The 19,913-nt window shown below is 60.3% G+C and carries 20 protein-coding genes and 1 other RNA gene; 6 read left to right on the top strand and 15 right to left on the bottom strand.

Annotated elements, in window-relative coordinates; all coding sequences use genetic code 11:
- Positions 1-58: 58 nt before the first annotated feature.
- The 4 genes from ACIGHL_RS14105 to ACIGHL_RS14090 all read right to left on the bottom strand — a co-directional run bounded on the left by ACIGHL_RS14105 (position 59) and on the right by ACIGHL_RS14090 (position 4,235).
- Complete coding sequence (locus tag ACIGHL_RS14105) at positions 59-1,915, bottom strand: GGDEF domain-containing protein (RefSeq protein ID WP_128120462.1); 1,857 nt, start codon at positions 1,913-1,915, stop codon at positions 59-61.
- Positions 1,915-2,784 (bottom strand): endonuclease/exonuclease/phosphatase family protein, encoded by an 870-nt coding sequence (locus tag ACIGHL_RS14100; protein ID WP_128120463.1) that lies wholly within the window; start codon positions 2,782-2,784, stop codon positions 1,915-1,917. Before ACIGHL_RS14100 ends, ACIGHL_RS14105 begins: the two co-directional genes overlap by 1 nt.
- 6 nt (positions 2,785-2,790) lie before the next feature.
- Positions 2,791-3,420: a thiol:disulfide interchange protein DsbA/DsbL gene (locus ACIGHL_RS14095; protein WP_128120464.1), complete on the bottom strand. Its 630-nt coding sequence runs from the start codon at positions 3,418-3,420 to the stop codon at positions 2,791-2,793.
- 182 nt (positions 3,421-3,602) lie between these two features.
- Positions 3,603-4,235, bottom strand: coding sequence for a c-type cytochrome (locus tag ACIGHL_RS14090; RefSeq protein ID WP_128120465.1), 633 nt, complete (start codon positions 4,233-4,235; stop codon positions 3,603-3,605).
- Positions 4,236-4,511: 276 nt separating this feature from the next.
- Here ACIGHL_RS14090 and yihA point away from each other — a divergent pair, with 276 nt between their 5' ends.
- Positions 4,512-5,174: a ribosome biogenesis GTP-binding protein YihA/YsxC gene (gene yihA, locus ACIGHL_RS14085; RefSeq protein WP_128120466.1), complete on the top strand. Its 663-nt coding sequence runs from the start codon at positions 4,512-4,514 to the stop codon at positions 5,172-5,174.
- A 58-nt stretch (positions 5,175-5,232) separates the two neighbouring features.
- Here the strand turns inward: yihA and gcvP are convergent, their stop codons facing one another.
- From gcvP to ACIGHL_RS14040, 9 genes are all read right to left on the bottom strand, one after another.
- Positions 5,233-8,109 (bottom strand): aminomethyl-transferring glycine dehydrogenase, encoded by a 2,877-nt coding sequence (gcvP, locus tag ACIGHL_RS14080; RefSeq protein WP_128120467.1) that lies wholly within the window; start codon positions 8,107-8,109, stop codon positions 5,233-5,235.
- Between the two features lie 107 nt (positions 8,110-8,216).
- Positions 8,217-8,606, bottom strand: a complete 390-nt coding sequence (gene gcvH, locus ACIGHL_RS14075; protein WP_045423505.1) for a glycine cleavage system protein GcvH — start codon at positions 8,604-8,606, stop codon at positions 8,217-8,219.
- Between the two features lie 80 nt (positions 8,607-8,686).
- Entirely contained in the window at positions 8,687-9,769 is a 1,083-nt protein-coding gene (gcvT, locus tag ACIGHL_RS14070) for a glycine cleavage system aminomethyltransferase GcvT (protein ID WP_128120468.1), read from the bottom strand.
- Between the two features lie 137 nt (positions 9,770-9,906).
- Positions 9,907-11,523, bottom strand: coding sequence for an ABC transporter permease (locus ACIGHL_RS14065; RefSeq protein ID WP_128120469.1), 1,617 nt, complete (start codon positions 11,521-11,523; stop codon positions 9,907-9,909).
- A 151-nt stretch (positions 11,524-11,674) separates the two neighbouring features.
- Positions 11,675-12,676 (bottom strand): extracellular solute-binding protein, encoded by a 1,002-nt coding sequence (locus tag ACIGHL_RS14060; protein ID WP_128120470.1) that lies wholly within the window; start codon positions 12,674-12,676, stop codon positions 11,675-11,677.
- Between the two features lie 101 nt (positions 12,677-12,777).
- A complete protein-coding gene (locus tag ACIGHL_RS14055; protein WP_128120471.1) occupies positions 12,778-13,998 on the bottom strand; it encodes a 2-octaprenyl-3-methyl-6-methoxy-1,4-benzoquinol hydroxylase in 1,221 nt (406 codons plus the stop codon).
- Between the two features lie 85 nt (positions 13,999-14,083).
- Entirely contained in the window at positions 14,084-15,262 is a 1,179-nt protein-coding gene (gene ubiH / locus ACIGHL_RS14050) for a 2-octaprenyl-6-methoxyphenyl hydroxylase (protein ID WP_128120472.1), read from the bottom strand.
- Positions 15,263-16,594, bottom strand: a complete 1,332-nt coding sequence (pepP, locus tag ACIGHL_RS14045) for a Xaa-Pro aminopeptidase (RefSeq protein ID WP_128120473.1) — start codon at positions 16,592-16,594, stop codon at positions 15,263-15,265.
- A 13-nt stretch (positions 16,595-16,607) separates the two neighbouring features.
- Positions 16,608-17,162, bottom strand: coding sequence for a YecA/YgfB family protein (locus ACIGHL_RS14040; protein WP_128120474.1), 555 nt, complete (start codon positions 17,160-17,162; stop codon positions 16,608-16,610).
- A gap of 124 nt (positions 17,163-17,286) precedes the next feature.
- Here ACIGHL_RS14040 and ACIGHL_RS14035 point away from each other — a divergent pair, with 124 nt between their 5' ends.
- The 4 genes from ACIGHL_RS14035 to ACIGHL_RS14020 all read left to right on the top strand — a co-directional run bounded on the left by ACIGHL_RS14035 (position 17,287) and on the right by ACIGHL_RS14020 (position 18,628).
- Entirely contained in the window at positions 17,287-17,496 is a 210-nt protein-coding gene (locus tag ACIGHL_RS14035) for a TIGR02449 family protein (protein WP_019341928.1), read from the top strand.
- Positions 17,493-17,807: a cell division protein ZapA gene (locus ACIGHL_RS14030; RefSeq protein ID WP_128120475.1), complete on the top strand. Its 315-nt coding sequence runs from the start codon at positions 17,493-17,495 to the stop codon at positions 17,805-17,807. The genes ACIGHL_RS14035 and ACIGHL_RS14030 overlap by 4 nt, the downstream gene beginning before the upstream one ends.
- A gap of 33 nt (positions 17,808-17,840) precedes the next feature.
- Positions 17,841-18,019: non-coding RNA, 6S RNA (gene ssrS / locus ACIGHL_RS14025), on the top strand.
- 6 nt (positions 18,020-18,025) lie between these two features.
- Positions 18,026-18,628: a 5-formyltetrahydrofolate cyclo-ligase gene (locus ACIGHL_RS14020; RefSeq protein WP_128120476.1), complete on the top strand. Its 603-nt coding sequence runs from the start codon at positions 18,026-18,028 to the stop codon at positions 18,626-18,628.
- A gap of 50 nt (positions 18,629-18,678) precedes the next feature.
- Here ACIGHL_RS14020 and ACIGHL_RS14015 read toward each other — a convergent pair whose 3' ends face one another.
- The gene (locus ACIGHL_RS14015) at positions 18,679-18,864 is read right to left on the bottom strand and encodes a hypothetical protein (protein WP_045423487.1); all 186 of its coding nucleotides are present in this window, start codon (positions 18,862-18,864) and stop codon (positions 18,679-18,681) included.
- A 157-nt stretch (positions 18,865-19,021) separates the two neighbouring features.
- On the opposite strand from ACIGHL_RS14015, the gene ACIGHL_RS14010 reads away from it, so the two are divergent.
- Complete coding sequence (locus ACIGHL_RS14010; RefSeq protein ID WP_128120477.1) at positions 19,022-19,471, top strand: EVE domain-containing protein; 450 nt, start codon at positions 19,022-19,024, stop codon at positions 19,469-19,471.
- Between the two features lie 28 nt (positions 19,472-19,499).
- On the opposite strand, the gene ACIGHL_RS14005 is transcribed toward ACIGHL_RS14010, so the two are convergent.
- Positions 19,500-19,907 carry a flagellar basal body-associated protein FliL gene (locus ACIGHL_RS14005; RefSeq protein WP_128120478.1) on the bottom strand — a complete coding sequence of 136 codons (408 nt, stop codon included), beginning with the start codon at positions 19,905-19,907 and terminating at the stop codon, positions 19,500-19,502.
- Between the last annotated feature and the right edge of the window lie 6 nt (positions 19,908-19,913).

Here is a 19,913-nt window from a genome sequence, read left to right as displayed (position 1 = left end):
CGCCAGAGCATAGAAGGCAATTGTACCGGGGTGACCCCTGGACTCACAGCGCGGTCGGTCAGTCCGCTTCGATACGGTTGCGACCGGAATCCTTCGCCCGGTATAGGGCTCGGTCGGCGCGCTCGAACACCTGCTCGGCTCGATCGGATGCAGCGAAGCTTGCAAGCCCCCCTGACAGGGTCACCTGGATACGAGCGCCCTTGAAGTGAAAAGGACAGTTCTCGATACCTGTACGCAGGTTATCGAGCAGCTTAAGCCCTGCCGCGGCGGGCGTCTCGGGCAGCAACAGCGCGAATTCTTCGCCACCGAAACGGGCGATAAAATCGGTCTTGCGCAGCCGCTTGCGCAGCTCGTTGGCAATGATCTTGAGCACTCGATCACCAGCCAGATGGCCGAAACTGTCGTTGATACGCTTGAAATGATCGACGTCCAGAACCGCGAGCAGCAGCTGACCACCGTAGCGTTGCTGACGTGCGACTTCGAGCTCCAGGCGCTCATCCCAGGCGGCTCGGTTAGGCAAGCTGGTAAGCGGATCCTGCAGGGCCTTCTGCCGCTGCTCTTCGAGGTGCTCGCGCATTCCCGTTGCCGCTTGCTCAAGGCTTGCCACCCGCTCGACCAGAGTGCTTAGGCGATCGCTCAAGGCCTGCTCATGGTCGCTACGTTGACACTGATACGCGTCGACGGTTTCGAGTAGCCCATCCAACCGCGACTGAACAGTCTGCTTCAGGCTCGGCAGGTCTTTGGCACCGAGCATGCTGTTTTGCAGACCTCCGACTTGCTGGCGCAGCTCTTCGTCAAGCGCCTGGGCGGTTTCCTTGCTCTGCACGTGCCCTTCGCGGGCCGCGCCGAGACTGTCCTGCATGGTGGCCAGCCGCTCGTTGAGCAGACTCAGGTAGAGTTCGAATTCTCGCTGCCCTTGATCAGCCACGGCCAGCATCAACTGAGCCAGGTCATCAAGCACCGGTACGAGTTCATACCAATTCAGCCCTTGCTGAATCCGCTCGCGCATAGCCTGCACCTGCACCTGCTGGTGCTCTGGCAGGCGCAGATTCTCGAGAAGACCGAGCAGTGTCGACTCGACACGCTCGGCAATGGCACTGTAGGCCTGCTCCGGCGAAGGCGGTAACTGATACGGATCGGCCGGCTGGCTCTCCGGCGTCGATGCTGGCGGTATCACGTCGGCTATCGCATCGCTATGCGGCGCCGCGACGTCGATCACAGCCAGCGGTGCGTCCGCCGCCTGAGGGCCAGAATCCAGAGCGGACGAGCCTTGCAATGATTCAGCCGTTTCAGCCTGTTCAAAAAGCGGCTGGCCTGGCAGCGATTGCATCGGGTCAGCCGTAACCAATGGCGAATCGTTGTCGGGCTGTGCCAAGGCCTCAATGTTGTTGTCGCGCTGGCCGAACAAGCGGCCAAGCAATCCCACCGAATTGGAGGTGCCGGATGGTCGCTGAGCCGCCAGCGCCTGGCTCTGTAACTCACCCAGCTCGCTCAACAGCGTGGGCAGCTCGCGCGATTGGGCTGCTCGCTTAGCAAGCTGCCGTGAAAACTGCTTCAATGGCTTGCGGATTTCGTTGGGCAGCCGCAGCTCGAGCAATTGCGAGGCCAGTCGGTCGAGCGCCTCGGTCAATCGCTCGAGGCGCTCCTGTTTAGTGCGCTCAGTGTCGAGGACCGCGCGCTCGAGCCGCGGGACCAGCGCACCCAGACGGTCATCCTGCACATCGTCGCGCAGCACATCACGTAGCTCACGCATGCAGCGCTCAACCGCCGGATCGGCATCGTCCACCGCAAAACTGCTGCGCACCAGACTGCGCCGCAGCAGATCCAGCCGCGTGTTCCAGCGCCCTTCGAGCTGCTCCTGCTGTTCCAACTGATGCAGGTATTTGCCTTTCCAGCGTTGCGCGTCGTCGCTCATCAGGTCCTATCCGTAGGTACAGGCAATGCGTCAGCATCGTGCAGCGCGTCAGGTAGGCGGATCTCCACCGCGACCGGTAGGTGGTCCGAAGTTGCCTGGGCCAGTACATCGACGCGCTCGAGCGTCAGGCTGGGGCTCAGCAGAATGTGGTCTAGGCAGCGTTGCGGACGCCAGCTGGGAAACGTCGCCTCGATTTGTGGTGCTTGCAGGCCAAGATCACGCAGGGGTGAGTGCTCCAGCAGATCGCTGGCATGGGTATTCATGTCGCCCATCAGAATCTGATGGCGGTAGCCACCTATCAGGTCGCGGATATACGCCAGTTGGCGAGTGCGTGCGCCACCGCCTAGAGCCAGATGCATCACCACCACGACAAGCGCGTTCTCACCCTGGCCAAAGCGGAGCAGAATCGCGCCGCGGCCGGATGGTCCTGGCAACGGATGGTCTTCCAGCCCTTGCGGCTCCAGTCGACTCAGCACGCCGTTGCTGTGCTGAGCAAAGCGTCCCAGGTTGCGGTTGAGCTGCTGGTACCAGTACGGAAAAGCGCCGAGCTGCGCCAGATGCTCGACCTGATTGACATAGCCCGATCGCATACTGCCGCCGTCCGCTTCTTGCAGCGCCACGAGATCGTAGTTGGCTAGCAAGTCGCCGATTCGCTGTAAGTTCCGCGCCCGTCCGGTGTGTGGCAACAAGTGCTGCCAGCTACGGGTGAGGTAATGGTGATAGCGCTCGGTGCTGATCCCCACCTGAATGTTGAAACTCAGCAGACGCAACCGGCCGTTACAGGGCAGGCCGCTGGAATCCAGGCAAAGGGGATTGACCCGCGCCTGGCCGGGGCCGGCCAGGCGTGGTGAGCTCCAGCGACGAAGCACCTGTGCTTACCGGGCCGCGCGTTCTTTTTCGATGAGGAAGTCAGCAACTTCCAGTGCCCGCTCCGGGCCACCAGCGGAGCCGATGTCGAAACGGTACTTTCCGTTGACGATCATCACCGGAACGCCAGTGATCTGATAGGCCATCGCCAACTTCTTCGCCTGCTCGGCACGGCTCTTCACGCCAAAGGAGTTATAAGCCTTGAGGAAAGCTTGCTTGTCGACACCCTGCCCCTCGAGGAGCTCCGCCATCTTTTCCGGCGTGTCGAGCTTGTTACCGTCTCGATGATAAGCGTTGAACACGGCGTCATGGACTTTCTGCTCGACCCCCATGGACTCCAGCGCGAGGAACATCTGCCCGTGCGTGTTCCAGACGCCACCAAACATCGCCGGGATGCGCTTGAAATCGACATCGTCAGGCAGTTGCTTGATCCATGGATTGATCACCGGCTCGAACTGGTAGCAATGCGGGCAGCCATACCAGAACAGCTCGACCACCTCGATCTTGTCCGGCTCGGCAACCGGTACCGGATTCTTCAGCTCGACGTATTCCTTTCCTGCTTGGAAATCTGCCGCATTGGCTGAAAAGCCGAACAGACTGGCGGTAACGAGAAGGGCACTGAGGACGAGTTTACGCATAATGACTCCCTTGTAATGAACGGCTAACCGATAGCGCCACAGGCTGCAGCAATTCATGTTTGCTCGCCAGCGCTTTCCGCCGCTTTTCAATATCTTGACAATCATTATAGCGAGGCCGAAAACAAAAAAAGGCGTTCAGGCTCATGCCCTGAACGCCCCTTTTAGGCTGATCGGGAAAACGATCAGTGCAGGCCTTGGATGTAGCTCGACAGTGCCTGGATATCTTTGTTGCTCAACTTCGAGGCGATGGTGCGCATGATGGCCGCATCGCCGTCATTGGTGCGATCGCCTTCACGGAAATCGGTGAGCTGCTTGGCCGTATAGGCTGCGTGCTGACCGCCCAGACGTGGGAAACGCGCCAGGTTGTTGCCTACGCCGTCCGGTGCATGACAACCAGAGCAAGCCGGCATGCCCTGTTCCAGCTTGCCACCGCGGAAAAGCTGCTCACCCTGAGCGACCAGAGCTGGGTCGGCCGTGCCGATGGTCATCTTCTGGCTGGCGAAATAGGCGGCCATGTCCTGGAGGTCCTGATCGCTGTAGGGATCGAGAATACCGGTCATTTCCAGCACCTTGCGACCGACGCCCGGCTCCGCCGTGGGACTGCTGCCTACCTTGATATCCTGCAGCTGCTTGAACAGATAGTTCGGGCCCTGGCCTGCGAGTTTCGGGAAGTTCGGTGCGGCACTGTTTCCGTCGGCACCGTGGCAAGCACCACAGACGGCGACCTTTTCTTTTCCTGCTTCTGCATTTCCAGCCGCGTGGGCGATACCGGTGATGCCAAGGGTCAACAGCAGACTCACGAGTACTTTGTTCATCAGCTCATCCAACTACGGCTAAGGGTTTAAAGAAATCTTATTCGGCAGTCCGACCGCTTAGGGCCATGGCGACGCTCGTTATATACAGGGTGACGTCTAACCTGGCGCTTGAGCAACGCCTTGCTCGCTTCCGGTCGGTCGCCGCAAGCGGCAGCAGAGCGGCTACTCGGCCTCGTTTTTAGACCAAAGCGCACACAAAATCTGCGGCATTATATACTGGCGCTCCTGAAACGGAAATGAACCATTGCCGCACCCCGCGCACTCACCGGAAAGCCCATGCTCCCAAAAAACCCGATTCTAGGCCTCTGCCAGCAAGCCACGTTCATGACCAGTGCCGCCAAGGTCGATCAATGCCCGGCTGACGAGGGCCTGGAAGTCGCTTTCGCCGGCCGCTCGAACGCGGGCAAGTCCAGTGCGCTGAACACGCTCACCCATGCCAGTCTCGCCCGCACATCGAAGACACCCGGGCGCACCCAACTGCTGAACTTCTTCAGCCTCGATGAACACCATCGCCTGGTCGATCTTCCCGGCTACGGCTATGCAAAAGTACCGATTCCCCTGAAGCAGCATTGGCAGCGTCATTTGGAAGCCTACCTGAGCAGCCGCGAGAGTCTCGCTGGGGTGTTCTTGATGATGGACATCCGCCATCCGCTGACCGAATTCGACCGCATGATGCTCGACTGGTCCAACGCGAGCGAGATGCCGCTACACATCTTGCTGACCAAGTCAGACAAGCTTGCCTTCGGCGCAGCCAAAAACGCGTTGCTGGCGATACAGCGTGACATCCGCAAGGGGTGGGGAGACGGTGCCAGCGTCCAACTGTTCTCGGCGCCGAAGCGGCAGGGTGTGGAAGAAGCCCAGCTGGTGCTGGCGCAACTGCTGGGGATGATTGGCGAAGATAGCGATGAGGCTCTCGACGAGCCTTCGCAAGAGGGCTGAAGTTTTCGGTAGAGACTCCGCCCGGTCTCACTCAAGGATCAGAACGGGCGGAACAGCACTACTCGCGGTAATCCTCGACCGGCACGCAGGCACAGAACAGGTTGCGGTCCCCAAATACGTTATCCACCCGGTTCACCGCGGGCCAATATTTGTGCGCTTGGGTATGTGCGCTCGGCGTCACGCCTTCAGCGATGCTGTATGGACGATCCCACAGGTTGGTGACGTCGGCCAGTGTATGCGGAGCGCGTACCAGCGGGTTGTCCTCGGCAGGCCATCCGCCGCTTTCCACCCTGTCGATCTCAGCACGAATGCTCAGCATCGCTTCGACGAAACGATCCAGCTCGGCTTTCGACTCGCTCTCGGTAGGCTCGATCATCAACGTGCCGGGCACCGGGAAAGACATGGTCGGCGCGTGAAAGCCGTAATCGATCAGCCGCTTGGCGACGTCCTCCTCGGTGATGCCGGTCTGCGCCTTGAGCGGTCGCAGATCGATGATGCATTCGTGTGCTACACGACCGTTACGCCCGCTGTAGAGGACCGGAAAGGCCTCGCCAAGACGCATCGCCAGGTAGTTAGCACTGAGAATCGCAACCTCGGTGGCGTCGCGCAGCTGCGGTCCCATCATGGCGATGTACATCCAGCTGATCGGCAGGATACTGGCGCTTCCCCAAGGCGCGGCGCTAATCGCACCGTTTTCCGGATTCGGGCCTTGCAACTCGATCACCGGATGGTTGGCAACGAAAGGCTGCAGGTGCGCCTTGATACCGATCGGCCCCATACCTGGGCCGCCACCGCCATGCGGGATGCAGAACGTTTTATGCAAGTTCATGTGCGAAACGTCTGCGCCGATATCGGCTGGACGCGCCAGCCCGACCTGAGCGTTGAGGTTGGCGCCGTCCATGTACACCTGGCCGCCCTGCGCATGAATCGCTTCGCAGATCTCCCGAACGCCTTCTTCGTAGACACCATGGGTCGACGGATAGGTGATCATCAGACAGGACAACTTATTCCCCGCGTCGGCCGCCTTGCGCTTGAGGTCCTGGAGATCGACGTTCCCCGCCTTGTCGCAATCGACGATCACCACACGCATGCTGACCATCTGCGCTGACGCTGGGTTGGTGCCGTGGGCCGAAGATGGAATCAAGCAGATGTCACGCTGGCCCTCGCCGCGGCTCTCGTGATATTTGCGGATCGCGACCAGGCCGGCGTATTCGCCCTGGGCGCCGGAGTTGGGTTGCATCGAGATCGCGTCGAAGCCAGTGATCGCACAGAGCCAAGCTTCCAGTTCATCGATCATGAGCTTGTAGCCTTGAGCCTGCTCCTGCGGTGCGAACGGATGCAGGTTGGCGAACTCCGGCCATGTAATCGGGATCATTTCGCTAGTCGCGTTCAGCTTCATGGTGCAGGAACCGAGCGGGATCATCGCCTGGTTCAATGCCAGATCCTTATTCTCCAGCTGCTTAAGGTAACGCAGCATCTCGGTTTCGCTGTGGTGGGTGTTGAACACCGGGTGAGTCAGATAAGCGCTGCTGCGCTGAAGTTCGTTCGGGATGCCGCTGACGATTTCACCCGCGTCCAGCGTCGTGATGCTCAGTCCGTGATCGGCACCGAGGAACACCGCCAGTAGCTCTTCCACGGTCTGCTCGTTACAGGTCTCGTCGAGGCTGACACCTAGCTTGCCGCGACCGAGGATGCGCAGATTGATCCGCGCCGCGCGAGCACTTTCGAGAATCGCCGTCTGTGCGCCGCCCACCTCAAGCGTCAGCGTGTCGAAGAAATACTGGTTGGTGCGCTTGATGCCTTTCATTTCCAGCGCGCTGGCCAGGATCGAGGTCAGCCGATGGGTGCGCTGAGCGATGCGCTTGAGCCCGTCTGGACCGTGGTAGACGGCATAACAGCTGGCGATGTTGGCTAGAAGCACCTGCGCGGTACAGATGTTGGAATTGGCCTTCTCGCGACGGATATGCTGTTCGCGCGTTTGCAGCGCCATGCGCAGCGCCGTGTTGCCGCGCGCATCCTTGGAAACGCCGATAATACGGCCGGGCATGGCGCGCTTGAAGGCGTCGCGGGTAGCGAAATAGGCGGCGTGGGGACCACCGTAGCCCATCGGTACGCCAAATCGCTGGGTTGAACCGAGCACCACATCCGCGCCAAGTTCGCCAGGCGGCGTCAGCAGCAGCAGGCTGAGCAGGTCTGCCGCGACGCAGGCCAGGGCTTGCTTGGCGTGGAGCGCCTCGATCGCCGGTCGCAGATCGCGGATCTCGCCATGAGTGTCGGGGTATTGAAGCAGCGCACCGAAGACTTCCTGCCCAACGATATCCTCAAGCGCACCGACCACCAGTTCAAAGCCAAAGGCTTCGGCACGCGTCTGCACCACTGAGAGCGTCTGCGGATGACAGTTTTCATCGACGAAGAAGCAGTTGCTCTTGCTCTTGGCCATTCGCCTCGCCAGGGTCATGGCTTCCGCTGCGGCTGTGGCTTCGTCGAGTAGCGAGGCGTTGGCCAGATCGAGTCCGGTGAGGTCGATGGTCAGTTGCTGGAAATTCAGCAGCGCCTCCAGACGACCTTGGGCAATCTCCGGTTGATAAGGCGTGTAAGCGGTATACCAGCCGGGGTTTTCCAAGACGTTGCGCAAAATTACCGGCGGCGTGATGGTGCCGTGGTAGCCCATTCCGATCAGGCTGGTCCAGAGCTGGTTCTGTTCCGCGTAGCCTCGCAAACGCGCCAGTGCTTCCTGCTCATCCAGCGCGGCCGGCAGCGCCAGGTCACCTTGCAGGCGAATCGCCGGCGGCACGGTCTGCTTGACCAACTCTTCACGGCTGGACAAGCCGAGCGCATCGAGCATGGCCTGTTGTTCACTCGCATCAGGGCCAAGATGGCGACGCAAAAAGGCGTCAGGTTGCTGGAGCTGGGAAAGGCGCGGCACTTGAGACATCACTGCTTCTCTCGAAAAAGGAAAGCCCCGATACGCGGACTGCTATGAAAATCCGACTTCGCTCGGTTTTCACACGCCTGCATTGCGGGGCTTTTGGATTTGATCGCTTAGGCTTCGGCGTCGCAGGAGGCCTTGTAACCCTCTGCGTCGAGCAGCTTCTCCAGTTGCGAGGCATCGCTCGGCTGAATCCGGAAGAACCAGCTGCCATAGGGCTCGCTGTTGACGTTTTCCGGCGAATCGGTGAGTTGCTCGTTGATCGAGACCACCTCCCCGGAAATTGGCGCGTAAATGTCCGAAGCGGCCTTTACCGACTCCACCACACCCGCTTGTTGCCCTGCAGTCAGCTGCTGGCCGATCTCCGGCAGCTCCACATACACCACATCGCCCAGCGCTTCCTGGGCATGGTCAGAGATACCGACGCTAACACTACCGTCGGCTTCGAGACGGGCCCACTCGTGGCTCGCGGCGTATCGCAGATCGCTGGGGATGTCGCTCATTCGTAGGTCCTCAAAAAAGCTGTCGGTTGCGGGCACGAAGCAGGCTCTGCGGCCCGTTGCAAAATTGCAGTTGGCCGAATTTACACCAGTACTTTGCCGTGACGCACGAAAGTCGGCTGCACCACGCGCACGGGATACCACTTGCCACGGATTTCTACTTCGGCACGATCAGCCGTCCCGGCCGGAACACGCGCGAGCGCGATGGCTTTGCCAAGCGTAGGCGAAAAACTACCGCTGGTGATCTCTCCTTCGCCCATGCCGTTGACGCGCACGATCTGATGGGCTCGCAGCACGCCACGCTCCTCGAGCACCAGCCCTACCAGTTTCGGCAGATCAGTTTTTGCCTTCTGTGCCTCGAGCGCGCTGCGGCCAATGAAATCACGCTCGACCGGCTGCCACGCCACGGTCCAGCCCATATTGGCCTGCAGCGGCGAGACATCCTCGGTCATATCCTGGCCGTAGAGATTCAGGCCCGCCTCGAGCCGCAAGGTGTCACGCGCACCCAGCCCGATCGGCGGGATGCCGGCGCCGACCAGCTCGCTGAGGAAATCGGGAGCCTGCTCGGCCGGCAGGATGATTTCCAGGCCGTCCTCACCGGTATAGCCGGTGCGGCCAATGAACCAATCCCCTGTGGCACGGCCGTTGAACGGCTTGAGCTCGTGGATCAATGCCGCTCGAGCCTGACTGACCAATTCAGCGGTGCGCGCCCGCGCATGGGGGCCCTGGACGGCCAACATCGCCAGCTCGGGCCGCTCGGTCACTTCAACCGTGAACCCCTCAGCCTGCGCCTGCATCCACGCCAGATCCTTGTCGCGGGTGCTGGCGTTGACCACAAGCCGATAACCCTCTTCGGCGAGATAAACGATGAGGTCGTCCACGACGCCGCCACGCTCGTTGAGCATGGCCGTATAGAGTGCTTTGCCGACCTGCCCGAGACGATCTACGTCGTTGGCCAGCAGGCGCTGCAGATAGGCCTTCGCATCCGCCCCCCGGACGTCCACCACCGTCATGTGGGAGACGTCGAACACCCCGCAATCGCGGCGCACCTGATGATGTTCTTCTACCTGGGAGCCGTAATGCAGCGGCATGTCCCAGCCGCCGAAATCGACCATCTTGGCGCCGAGTGCGAGGTGCTGATCGTAGAGGGGAGTACGCTGACCCATGGGTTTCTCCTTCCGGGCAGGTCGCCGAAGCGGCGTGGGTAGAGCTTATTAGAGCCGGGCAATAGGCCCGACGATTTTTGGATGGCGCGCATTGTAGCCTCAAGGTCGTGACAGGTCACTGCGAGGCGATGGAGCGCTCAGCCGACTCGCCGGGCTGAGCGACGGATCAGCAAGATGACCGGCAACAGCCCGACCAGCACCAACGTCAGCGCAGGCAGCGCGGCACGCGCCCACTCGCCTTCGCTGGTCATCTCGAAGATCCTCACCGACAGCGTGTCCCAACCGAACGGTCTCATAAGGAGCGTGGCAGGCATTTCTTTCAGCACATCGACGAACACCAGCAATGCGGCACTCAGCGTTCCAGGCAACAACAACGGCAGGTAGACCCGGAAGAACAGTGCCGGCCCGCCCACGCCAAGGCTGCGCGAGGCCTGCGGCAGAGAAGGCCGAATCCGCGCCAGCGCGCTTTCCAGCGGCCCGAACGCCACCGCCATGAACCGAATCAGGTAAGCCAGAAGCAATGCGCCGAGGCTTCCCAACAGGATCGGTTTGCCAGCGCCGCCGAGCCACCCGGACAGCGGCACAACCAATTCGCGGTCGAGGTAGCTGAACGCAAGCATGATCGACACGGCCAGCACCGACCCCGGCAGCGCGTAACCGAGATTCGCCAACCCAACTGCCATCTTTATCGGACGCAGCGGTGCCTGACGTCGGGCGAAAGCCAGCAATAGCGCCACAGTCACTGTGATCAGCGCCGCCAGGCCGCCCAGATAAAGGGTATGCAGGATCAAGCCGGTGTATCGCTCATCGAGATCGAAGCGCCCACGCTGCCAGAGCCAGGCCAGCAACTGCAGTACGGGTATGACGAAGGCACAAAGAAACACCAGGCCACACCAACTACTGGCGGCCAGGGCCTTGACGCCACGAAGCCGATAAAGCACCGCCGAGCGCGCCCGATCATTCGCGGGCCGGGCTGCCCCTCGCGCACGGCGCTCGCCATAGAGCACCAGCATCACGGCCAACAACAACAAGCTGGCCAGCTGAGTGGCACTGGTGAGACTGAAGAACCCATACCAGGTCTTGTATATCGCGGTGGTAAAGGTATCGAAATTGAAAACCGCCACGGCGCCGAAATCGGCAAGTGTTTCCATCAATGCCAAAGCCAGCCCGGCACCGATTGCCGGTCGCGCCATTGGTAACGCGACGGTCCAGAACGCTTTCCAGGGCGACTTGCCTAGAACCCTCGCGGCCTCCATCAGCCCTTTGCCTTGAGCAATGAAGGCTGAGCGAGCAAGCAGATAGACATAAGGATAGAAAACCAGCACCAGCACGGTGATGACACCGCCGGTGGACCGGACCCGAGGAAAGCGCACCCCACTGCCGAACCACTCCCGAGCCAGTGTCTGCACCGGCCCGGCGAAATCGAGCAGCCCGATGAACACGAACGCCAGCACATAGGCGGGAATGGCAAAAGGCAGCATCAGCGCCCAATCCAGCCAGCGCCGCCCCGGGAACTCACACAACGAAGTCAACCAGGCCAGGCTGACCCCGAGCACGGTCACCCCCACCGAAACACCTAGAACCAGCGTTAACGTATTGCCCAACAAACGCGGCAGCTGGGTCTGCCAAAGATGTGACCAGATGCTGGTGTCGATATCGCTCCAACTGAACAGCAGGACGCTCAGCGGCAGCAATACCAGCGCGGCAACTGCGAAAGTGATGGGATACCAGCGGCGCTCGACGGGGTGGGACACGCAAGCCTCAAAAGCAGAAAAGACGACGCCCCCGGCATGCGGGGGCGTCGATTATAGCCGTAGCTGCAAACTGCAAACTGCAAACTGCAAACCAGGCATTCAGATATGAACGGAGCCTGGCTGGCCGCCTAGGCGTCCAGCCGATCACTGCTTATCGCCAACCAGCGCGGTCCATCAGCATGATCGCTTCAGCCTGGCGCTTGCCGGCAACTTCGACCGGGATAGTGTCAGCCTTGAAATCACCCCAAGCAGAGACCTCAGCCGAAGACTTCACCTCGGGATTCGCCGGAAACTCCATGTTGATATCGGCAAAGATGCTTTGCGCTTCGGGGGTGGTCATCCACTCGACCAGCTTGCGTGCAGCCTCGGGGTGCGGCGCATGCTTGGTCAGGCCGATGCCCGACAGGTTGACGTGTACACCGCGACCGTCCTGATTCGGCCAGAAAAGCTTGGCTTTCAGATCCGGGTTTTGCGCATGCAAGCGGCCGTAGTAGTAGGTGTTGACGATACCTACATCACACTGACCGGCATCGATTGCCTGGACCAACGCGGTGTCATCGGCGAACACGTCTGTCGCAAGGTTATTGACCCAACCCTTGATGATTTCTTCGGTCTTCTCGGCACCGTGGGTTTCGATCAGGGTAGCGGTCAGGGACTGGTTATAAACCTTCTTGCTGGTCCGCAGGCACAGACGGCCTTCCCAATTCTTGTCGGCCAGGGCTTCGTAGGTCGTCAGCTCACCCTCTTCCACACGCTCGGGTGAATAAACGATGGTCCGCGCCCGCAGCGACAAACCCGTCCAGCCATCAGTTGAGGAGCGGTACTGCGAAGGGATGTTGTCATTAACTACCGCCGAGTTCAGCGGCTGCAGGATGCCCATTTGCTCGGCCTGCCAGAGGTTGCCACCATCTACCGTCAAGAGCAGATCCGCCGGCGTGTTTTCGCCTTCGGCCTTGATGCGGGCCATCAGCGGAGCTTCTTTGTCCGTTATGAACTTGACGTCGACGCCAGTCTTGGCCGTGTAGGCATCGAAAACCGGCTTGATCAGCTCATCGATCCGCGAAGAGTAGACCACTACTTCTTCGGCAGCCTGTACAGCACTCGACAGCGCGGTGAGCGCGAGAACGGCGAGTAAACCTTTGCGTGCCTGCATGGATCAGCCTCTTATGATTTGTTCAAGAAGCTGAATAGTAGTGAATGTCATTTACTTTCTCAACGCGACAATTCGCGCATCCAGCGGCAGGCCCTAACCGATCAGAGCCTAGCCAGCTCCGGCATATCTCCGCTCAAGCCCAGCGCTTGGCGAACGAACAGCGCTTTGGCTGCGGGCAGAGCCTGAACACCTTTCAACCCGGCATTACGCAACCAACGCAGCGGCAGTGGGTCGGCTTGGAACAAGCGCTCGAACCCCTCCATTGCCGCCATCATGGCCAGGTTGTGGGGCATCCGACGCCGCTCGAAACGCCCCAACACCCGCGGGTCACCGAGCCGAACACCACGCGATACCGCGCCTTGGATCACTTCTGCAAGCACCGCTGCGTCGAGCAACCCCAGGTTGACGCCCTGCCCGGCCAACGGATGAATGGTGTGAGCAGCGTCGCCAATCAATGCCAACCCGGGCTGTACGTAACGCTTTGCATGGCGTTGGCGCAGCGGGATGCATAAGCGCGGATCAGCCTCGACTATCTCACCCAAGCGATATTCGAAGGCGCGACCAAGCGCCTGACAGAACGCATCATCGTCCAGCGCCATCAGCCGCTGCGCCTCGGCCTCCGTGACAGACCAGACGATGGAGCACCAATGGGTGTCGCCCTCCCGCTGCAAGGGCAGGAATGCCAGCGGTCCTTCGTCGGTGAAGCGCTGCCACGCAGCCTGCTGGTTCGACTCAACACAGCGCACGCTGGTAACTATGGCGTGATGCAGATAATCCCACTCGCGGGTTTCGCAGCCGGCCAGTTGGCGGACCGTAGAATTGGCACCGTCGGCAGCGACTATAAGTCCGGCGCTCAGCTGCTGACCGTCATCCATCGTCAGCGTCCAACCGTTATCGTTCTGCTGCAGCTGCTCAAGACGGGCGTTGCCCTTGAGCTCCACCGAACCACGGCTCTTCAGCGCCTCCAACAGAGCATCCTGCACGACACGATTCTCGACGATGTGACCCAGCACATCGGCATGTACTGCGGCGGCGGAGAAATCGATATGGCCAGTGCCGGAGCCATCCCACACGTGCATGTCCAGATAGGGACTAGCGCGTCGACTGACAATCCCCTGCCAGGCGCCCACGCGCTGGAGAATCCGCTGACTGGCAGCTGACAGAGCGCTGACGCGAGGCTCAAAGGAGTCCGAGGGTTTGAACGGCTGCACTTCCAGCGGGCCGCCGTCGACCAGTTTGATGGTGAGGCCGGTATCCTGCAGGGCCAGGGCCAAGGTACTGCCAACCATCCCAGCGCCAACGATGATGAGGTCCGCTTGCATTACTGCTCTCTCCTGTTCGCCTAGCCTGCAAATTTGGCAGGTCCGCTCGACTGCGCTAACGCTCGATCGAGCATTCCGCACGCCCCTAACGCTCGCGTACGCCCATTCCCATTGCCTGTCTCGCGAACCAGGCTTTGGCGGGCGGCAGCAGATCCAGCCCCAGCAATCCAAGATTTCGCCCGGCGATGGAAAGGCGCCCCGAATCGCCGAACAACTGGGTCAGTTGATCGGAAAAACCCACAGTGACGCGCTGGTCCGAGCGCTGCTTCCGATGGTAAGCCTGCAATACGCCCAGGTCGCCCGGCGGCGCCGAACTGCCCAAGAGCGCGACCGCAAGAGCCTCGGTGTCACGGAGGGAAAGGTTGTAACCCTGCCCGGCGATAGGGTGCAAGCTGTGCGCAGCATTACCCAGTACGACCAGGCCAGAGCGAACCTGCTCTTCAGCTTCGATCAGCACAAGCGGATAGAGGTGCCGCGCGCCAACCTGCTGAAAACCACCAAGCCGATAGCCGAACGCCTGCTGGAGCTCCTCGAGGAACTCCGCTTCAGGGAGCGCGGCCAGACGCGCTGCATCCAGCTCCGGCCGAGTCCAGACCAGAGCGCAGCGGTTATCCGGCAGCGGCAGCAACGCCATCGGCCCTTCATCGGTGAAGCGCTCGAACGCGCGACCACCGTGCGGCATACCGGGCGTAACATTGGCGATCAGCGCCGTCTGCCCATAGGGCGATTGCTTGATTTTGATGCCGAGCTGCTCACGCAACCCTGAGCGACCACCATCGGCCAGAACCGCGAGATCACAGTCGAGCATCTGACTGTCAGTCAATGTCAGGTGATAGCCGCCCGGCACGGCTCGCATCTGCTCGACTTCAGCAGGGCAATGGCGAACCACTACGTCGTCATCGAGTGCTTGCCAGAGACAATGGCCGATCCAGGCGTTTTCCACGACATAACCCAGCGCCGGGACACGCTGACTACTGGCGTCAAGCCTGGTGACACCTGCACGACCGCGGTCGGATACATGGATATCGGTGATTGGCTCTGCACGTTCGGCGATCTGATCCCATATACCCAGGCGCTGGTAAATAAGCCGGGTCCCGTAGGACAACGCGGTAGAACGCGCGTCATAGCTGGGCTGGTAGTGATTGCCCGGCTCGAACGGCTCGATCAGCTCGATCGTCCAGCCACGCTGTTTCGCTCCACTTTGCAGTGCCAACGCTAAACTCGCGCCGACCAGCCCACCTCCGATGATCGCCAACGTTGCCATCTACGCGACCTCGGCGGAAACCGCCATCAGTGCCTCGATCTCGTCAACGGACTTAGGCACACCGCCAGTAAGAATTTCGCAACCGTTGCGGGTGACCACTACATCATCTTCGATGCGTACGCCGATGCCGCGCCACTTCTTTGCCACGTCCTGATTGTCAGCCGCAACATAGATGCCCGGCTCGACGGTCATCGCCATGCCGGGTTCCAGCACGCGCCATTCGCCGCCGACCTTGTAATCACCGACATCATGCACGTCCATGCCCAGCCAGTGACCGGCGCGGTGCATGTAGAAGGGTTTGTAGGCTTCGGCGGCAATCAGCTCATCGATGTCACCCTGAAGTAATCCCAGTTCGACCAATCCGGCGGTGATTACCCGAACGGTCGCCTCGTGGGCCTCGTTCCAATGCCTGCCGGGCGCGATATGCTTGAAGGCTTCTTCGTTGGCAGCCAGGACCAGTTCATAAATAGCTTTCTGCTCGGGCGAAAAGCGGCCGCTGACCGGAAAGGTGCGGGTGATGTCGCTGGCGTAGCAATCAATTTCACAGCCGGCGTCTATCAGCACCAGGTCGCCATCCTTGAGCAGCGCGTCATTCTCGCGGTAGTGCAAGATGCAAGCATTCTTTCCGGCCGCGACGATGGAACCGTAAGCCGGCATCTTCGCCCCCCCTTTGCGGAACTCGTAATCCAACTCGGCTTCGAGATGGTATTCGTAGAGTCCAGCACGGCTGGCCTGCATGGCACGGATATGGGCGCGCGCGGAGATTTCCGCAGCGTGCTTCATCACCTTTATTTCGTTCGCCGACTTGTATAGGCGCTGGTCGTGCAGCAGATGGTCAAGGGCGACGAATTCGTTCGGCGGCTGCGCCCCCTGACGGGCCTTGGAGCGGATCGTGTTGATCCACTCCATCAAGCGATGATCGAATTCTTGGTTGGTGCCGATCGCGTAGTACACGCGTGAACGTCCTTCGATCAGACCGGGAAGGATGTCGTCTATATCGCCGATGGGGAAGGCATCATCAGCGCCGTAGTCCGAAATCGCGCCATCCTGACCCGCGCGCAGACCATCCCATAACTCGCGAGCCGGATCGCGTTCGCGACAGAACAGCACATACTCGCCGTGCTCTCGACCCGGGATCAGCGCAATCACTGCCTCTGGCTCGGGAAATCCGGAGAGATATTGAAAATCACTGTCCTGACGGTAGATGTGTTCGACGTCGCGGTTGCGAATGTACATCGGCGCGGCCGGCAGGATGGCGATGCTGTTAGGTTCCATCTCAGCCATCAGCGCCTTGCGCCGGCGGACATATTCCGACTTCGGGATACGGGTCATGGACGAGCGGTCCTCAATGCAGGGAAGGCTTGGGCGTGGGCGGTACCGGCTTGGCGCACTCAGTGAATAACAGCAGGGGCGCTACGCGCAGGTATTCCGTGACCTCCATGTAGTCATTCTCGCCATCTTCGGACTCATCCAGCGAGTCCTGGATCTGCGCGATGGCCGCCAGATCCTGGAGCACTTCCATCGCTTCGCCGCTCAGCGCACGATTGCCGGCGACCAGGCCGAATCCGGTCAGGAAACTCTGGCACCACTGACCCAGAGCCAGTGCACGCTCGGTCAACGATGCTTCATCGCTCGGCAGCAGCAGGACGATGGTGATGTCATCGCCGGCGAGTTCGCCTTTGACCATTTCCTGCAGTCCGATAAGTGCTTGGCGCACCGGCTCGTCAGGTTCAGCACCAAGCAGCTCGATAGCATCGCTCAGCCAGGTTTCGGCATCGAAGCCAGCGCCTGCGCAGCTGCGCCCGAGCAACAGTCCATGTAGCTCGGCGGGTGTGACGGGTTGGGCACTGCTGGCCAACAATGTAGCGAAAGCAGCGTAAGGCGAGTTCTGAATGGGCATTGGCAGCTAGGCGCGCAGAGGCGCTAATGTCTAGAATGAAGGCCTTGTATCCTAGCATCGGCATACGAGCCAAGACCATCGAAGCCGGCCCACCCAGCGCTCGCGCCACTGACCCGGGAATCCCATGGAAGACGCCGACCTGCAATTGCTGACTGCCAAGCTGGAGCAGCTGATTCAGCGTACCGAACAACTCAAGGCGCAGAATCGACTCCTGCGCCAGAGTGAGCAGGCGTGGCGCGAGGAGCGCGCTCATCTGATCGAAAAGAACGAAATGGCCCGCGTGAAGGTCGAATCAATGATTTCGCGCCTGAAAGCTCTGGAGCAGGACTCATGACCCAGCCGAACACCGTTACCGTGCACATCATGGACAAGGAATATTGCATCTCCTGCCCACCCGAAGAACGCAGCAATCTGGAAGGCGCCGCCCATTACCTGGACCGCAAAATGCGTGAGATCCGCAGCAGCGGCAAAGTCATCGGCGCTGATCGCGTTGCAGTCATGGCCGCGCTGAACATCACCCACGAGCTGCTTCATAAGCACGACCGACTGGATGCCGAGGCCAACAGCGCACGGGAGCATGTACGTTCCCTGCTGGAACGGGTCGACAGCGCACTGGCCGTCGATCCAAACCCAACCGGCAACTGATGAACGGCAGCCAGATTGCGTTATAATCCCGCCCACTCCCTGGCATGTTCGCCAGTCGGCGATGACCCTCTCCCGATAAGCAACACCATGGAGGCTACACGTAGTGCCGGTGTGCATGTCCGCCTGACGGAAAGCCTTAAGGTACTCTGTAGTCGCCACCTTGAACTCTCGGGTTCAAGGGCCTACGCGGGCAGCGGCATGCTGGGGAGCCTCATTTCATGATCGTAGCCGAAGGCCTTTCTCGCCCGGCGCTGCGACGCCAGTTGCGCCAAGCGCGGCGCCAGCTTTCCCCGACTCAACAACGACGGGCAGCACAAAATCTCTATCGACAACTGGCCCAGCACCCGATTTTCCGCCGGGCTCGTCACGTCGCCCTGTACTTGCCTAATGACGGAGAGATCGACCCACGCCCGCTTCTGCGAGAAGCACAACGACGGGGCAAAGCGACCTACCTACCCGTGCTAAACGCCTGGCCGCGGACGCGCATGGTGTTTCAGCGAATCATGCCCAACGAGCATCTGAAACCAAATCGCTTTGGCATCCCAGAGCCCGCGTTTCGCCCGACAAGGCAACGACGTATCTGGACGCTCGATCTGGTGCTGATGCCCTTGGTGGGGTTCGACGAAAACGGCGGGCGCCTGGGCATGGGCGGCGGCTTTTACGATCGCAGCCTTGCGTATCGCGACAGGCGCAAAAATGGTCACAAACCGACACTTCTCGGGCTCGCACATGAGTGCCAGAAGGTGGACAGACTACCGCTAGGACCCTGGGATGTGAGCTTGCAGGCTACCGTGACGGACCAGAATTGGTACGGGGAATGAGGCAGGTGATGCGGAGAGTGTCGCTAGCCGCATCCATGCGGCGGACTCGATCAGCGTTGAAGCTGCTGAGAGTGACTGATCGGAACCATCGAAGACGAATCTCCTGATTGCTCCCAAAGGCCCTGCGTATAGCCGGTAGTGACGACACCGAGGCCAAAGATCAGCACCAATATCCAAAGAATATCTGGCTTGCGTTTCATAGTTTTCGCCTCCCCCTGCCAGGCGAATAGTTTCATTCGAGTCAGTATCGTTTTAGTTTTTTAGACTCGACAATGCCAACCTCAAGCGCGGCATTCTCCGCTATGCACCGATGCCGCGCAAACAGGCGTTGCGACCGGTTGTCGGGGAGTTTCGCTTGAGAGCCCAAGACGCAGATAGCAGCGAGCAAAGACCATGCCGTACTGGCTCATGAAGTCCGAACCCGACGAGTTTTCAATCGCAAACCTACAGCAACTAGGAACCGGTCGTTGGGACGGTGTGCGCAATTATCAAGCGCGCAACTTCCTACGAAACATGATCGAGGGGGACCTGTTCTTCTTCTATCACTCTAGCTGCGCAGTACCGGGCATCGCCGGCATCGGAAAAATTACCCGCAGCGCTTATCAGGACCCAACTGCACTGGATCCCGATAGCCCGTATTACGATGCGAAGGCAACTACGTCCAAAAATCCTTGGGATGCTGTGGACGTAGGCTTCGTCGAGCGTTTTTCAGTGACATTGACACTGCCTCAACTGAAGGCGCAGCCGGCGCTTTCGCAGATGCCGCTCGTCAAGAAAGGTAGCCGGCTCTCGGTCATGCCTGTTACCGAGACGGAATGGCAGGCCGTGCTTTCGCTCCTTTGACTCAGCAAGCCTCCCGCAGGAGCCACGGCTACTGAATGATCAGATTGTTGAACAGCAGGTCGTCGACCAAGGGCTTGCCTTCTTCTTGCGTCAACACCGCCTGTACCTGTTTGAGCGCTTCCTGACGTAACGCTTCCTTGGCTTCGACCGAGCCGAGGCTGGCGTCCGTTTGCTGGGAAAACAGTATGACCAGCTGATTCCGAATGAGCGGCTCATGGTGCTTGACCTTGGCCTCGGCTTCGCTGCCGGTCACTCGCAGCGCGATATCTGCCTTGTAGTATTTGAGCTTACCGTCGGAACCATAGTTGCCGACCAATGCTGGTACCAGCCCGTAGTAAATGGTCTTTGAAGCTGCACCCTCCTCGGGCTCGGGGGAGTTGGCGAGTACGGGCAGCGCGAGGCCCAGGGCCAGACATAGAAGAAAGATACGTTTCACAGAACT

It is taken from the genome of Pseudomonas sp. NPDC077451, from assembly GCF_044543345.1.
In the GTDB taxonomy this organism is placed as follows: Bacteria; Pseudomonadota; Gammaproteobacteria; order Pseudomonadales; family Pseudomonadaceae; genus Stutzerimonas.
The sequence above is the reverse complement of the archived record's forward strand: the minus strand, read 5'-3'. Positions and strand labels throughout refer to the sequence as shown.

Coding starts and splice junctions, on each gene's coding strand:
- ACIGHL_RS14105 (WP_128120462.1), bottom strand. CDS start 1,915: ATGAGCGACGACGCGCAACGCTGGAAAGGCAAATACCTGCATCAGTTG.
- ACIGHL_RS14095 (WP_128120464.1), bottom strand. CDS start 3,420: ATGCGTAAACTCGTCCTCAGTGCCCTTCTCGTTACCGCCAGTCTGTTC.
- ACIGHL_RS14090 (WP_128120465.1), bottom strand. CDS start 4,235: ATGAACAAAGTACTCGTGAGTCTGCTGTTGACCCTTGGCATCACCGGT.
- yihA (WP_128120466.1), top strand. CDS start 4,512: ATGCTCCCAAAAAACCCGATTCTAGGCCTCTGCCAGCAAGCCACGTTC.
- gcvP (WP_128120467.1), bottom strand. CDS start 8,109: ATGTCTCAAGTGCCGCGCCTTTCCCAGCTCCAGCAACCTGACGCCTTT.
- gcvH (WP_045423505.1), bottom strand. CDS start 8,606: ATGAGCGACATCCCCAGCGATCTGCGATACGCCGCGAGCCACGAGTGG.
- gcvT (WP_128120468.1), bottom strand. CDS start 9,769: ATGGGTCAGCGTACTCCCCTCTACGATCAGCACCTCGCACTCGGCGCC.
- ACIGHL_RS14060 (WP_128120470.1), bottom strand. CDS start 12,676: ATGCAGGCACGCAAAGGTTTACTCGCCGTTCTCGCGCTCACCGCGCTG.
- ACIGHL_RS14055 (WP_128120471.1), bottom strand. CDS start 13,998: ATGCAAGCGGACCTCATCATCGTTGGCGCTGGGATGGTTGGCAGTACC.
- ubiH (WP_128120472.1), bottom strand. CDS start 15,262: ATGGCAACGTTGGCGATCATCGGAGGTGGGCTGGTCGGCGCGAGTTTA.
- pepP (WP_128120473.1), bottom strand. CDS start 16,594: ATGACCCGTATCCCGAAGTCGGAATATGTCCGCCGGCGCAAGGCGCTG.
- ACIGHL_RS14040 (WP_128120474.1), bottom strand. CDS start 17,162: ATGCCCATTCAGAACTCGCCTTACGCTGCTTTCGCTACATTGTTGGCC.
- ACIGHL_RS14035 (WP_019341928.1), top strand. CDS start 17,287: ATGGAAGACGCCGACCTGCAATTGCTGACTGCCAAGCTGGAGCAGCTG.
- ACIGHL_RS14030 (WP_128120475.1), top strand. CDS start 17,493: ATGACCCAGCCGAACACCGTTACCGTGCACATCATGGACAAGGAATAT.
- ACIGHL_RS14020 (WP_128120476.1), top strand. CDS start 18,026: ATGATCGTAGCCGAAGGCCTTTCTCGCCCGGCGCTGCGACGCCAGTTG.
- ACIGHL_RS14015 (WP_045423487.1), bottom strand. CDS start 18,864: ATGAAACTATTCGCCTGGCAGGGGGAGGCGAAAACTATGAAACGCAAG.
- ACIGHL_RS14010 (WP_128120477.1), top strand. CDS start 19,022: ATGCCGTACTGGCTCATGAAGTCCGAACCCGACGAGTTTTCAATCGCA.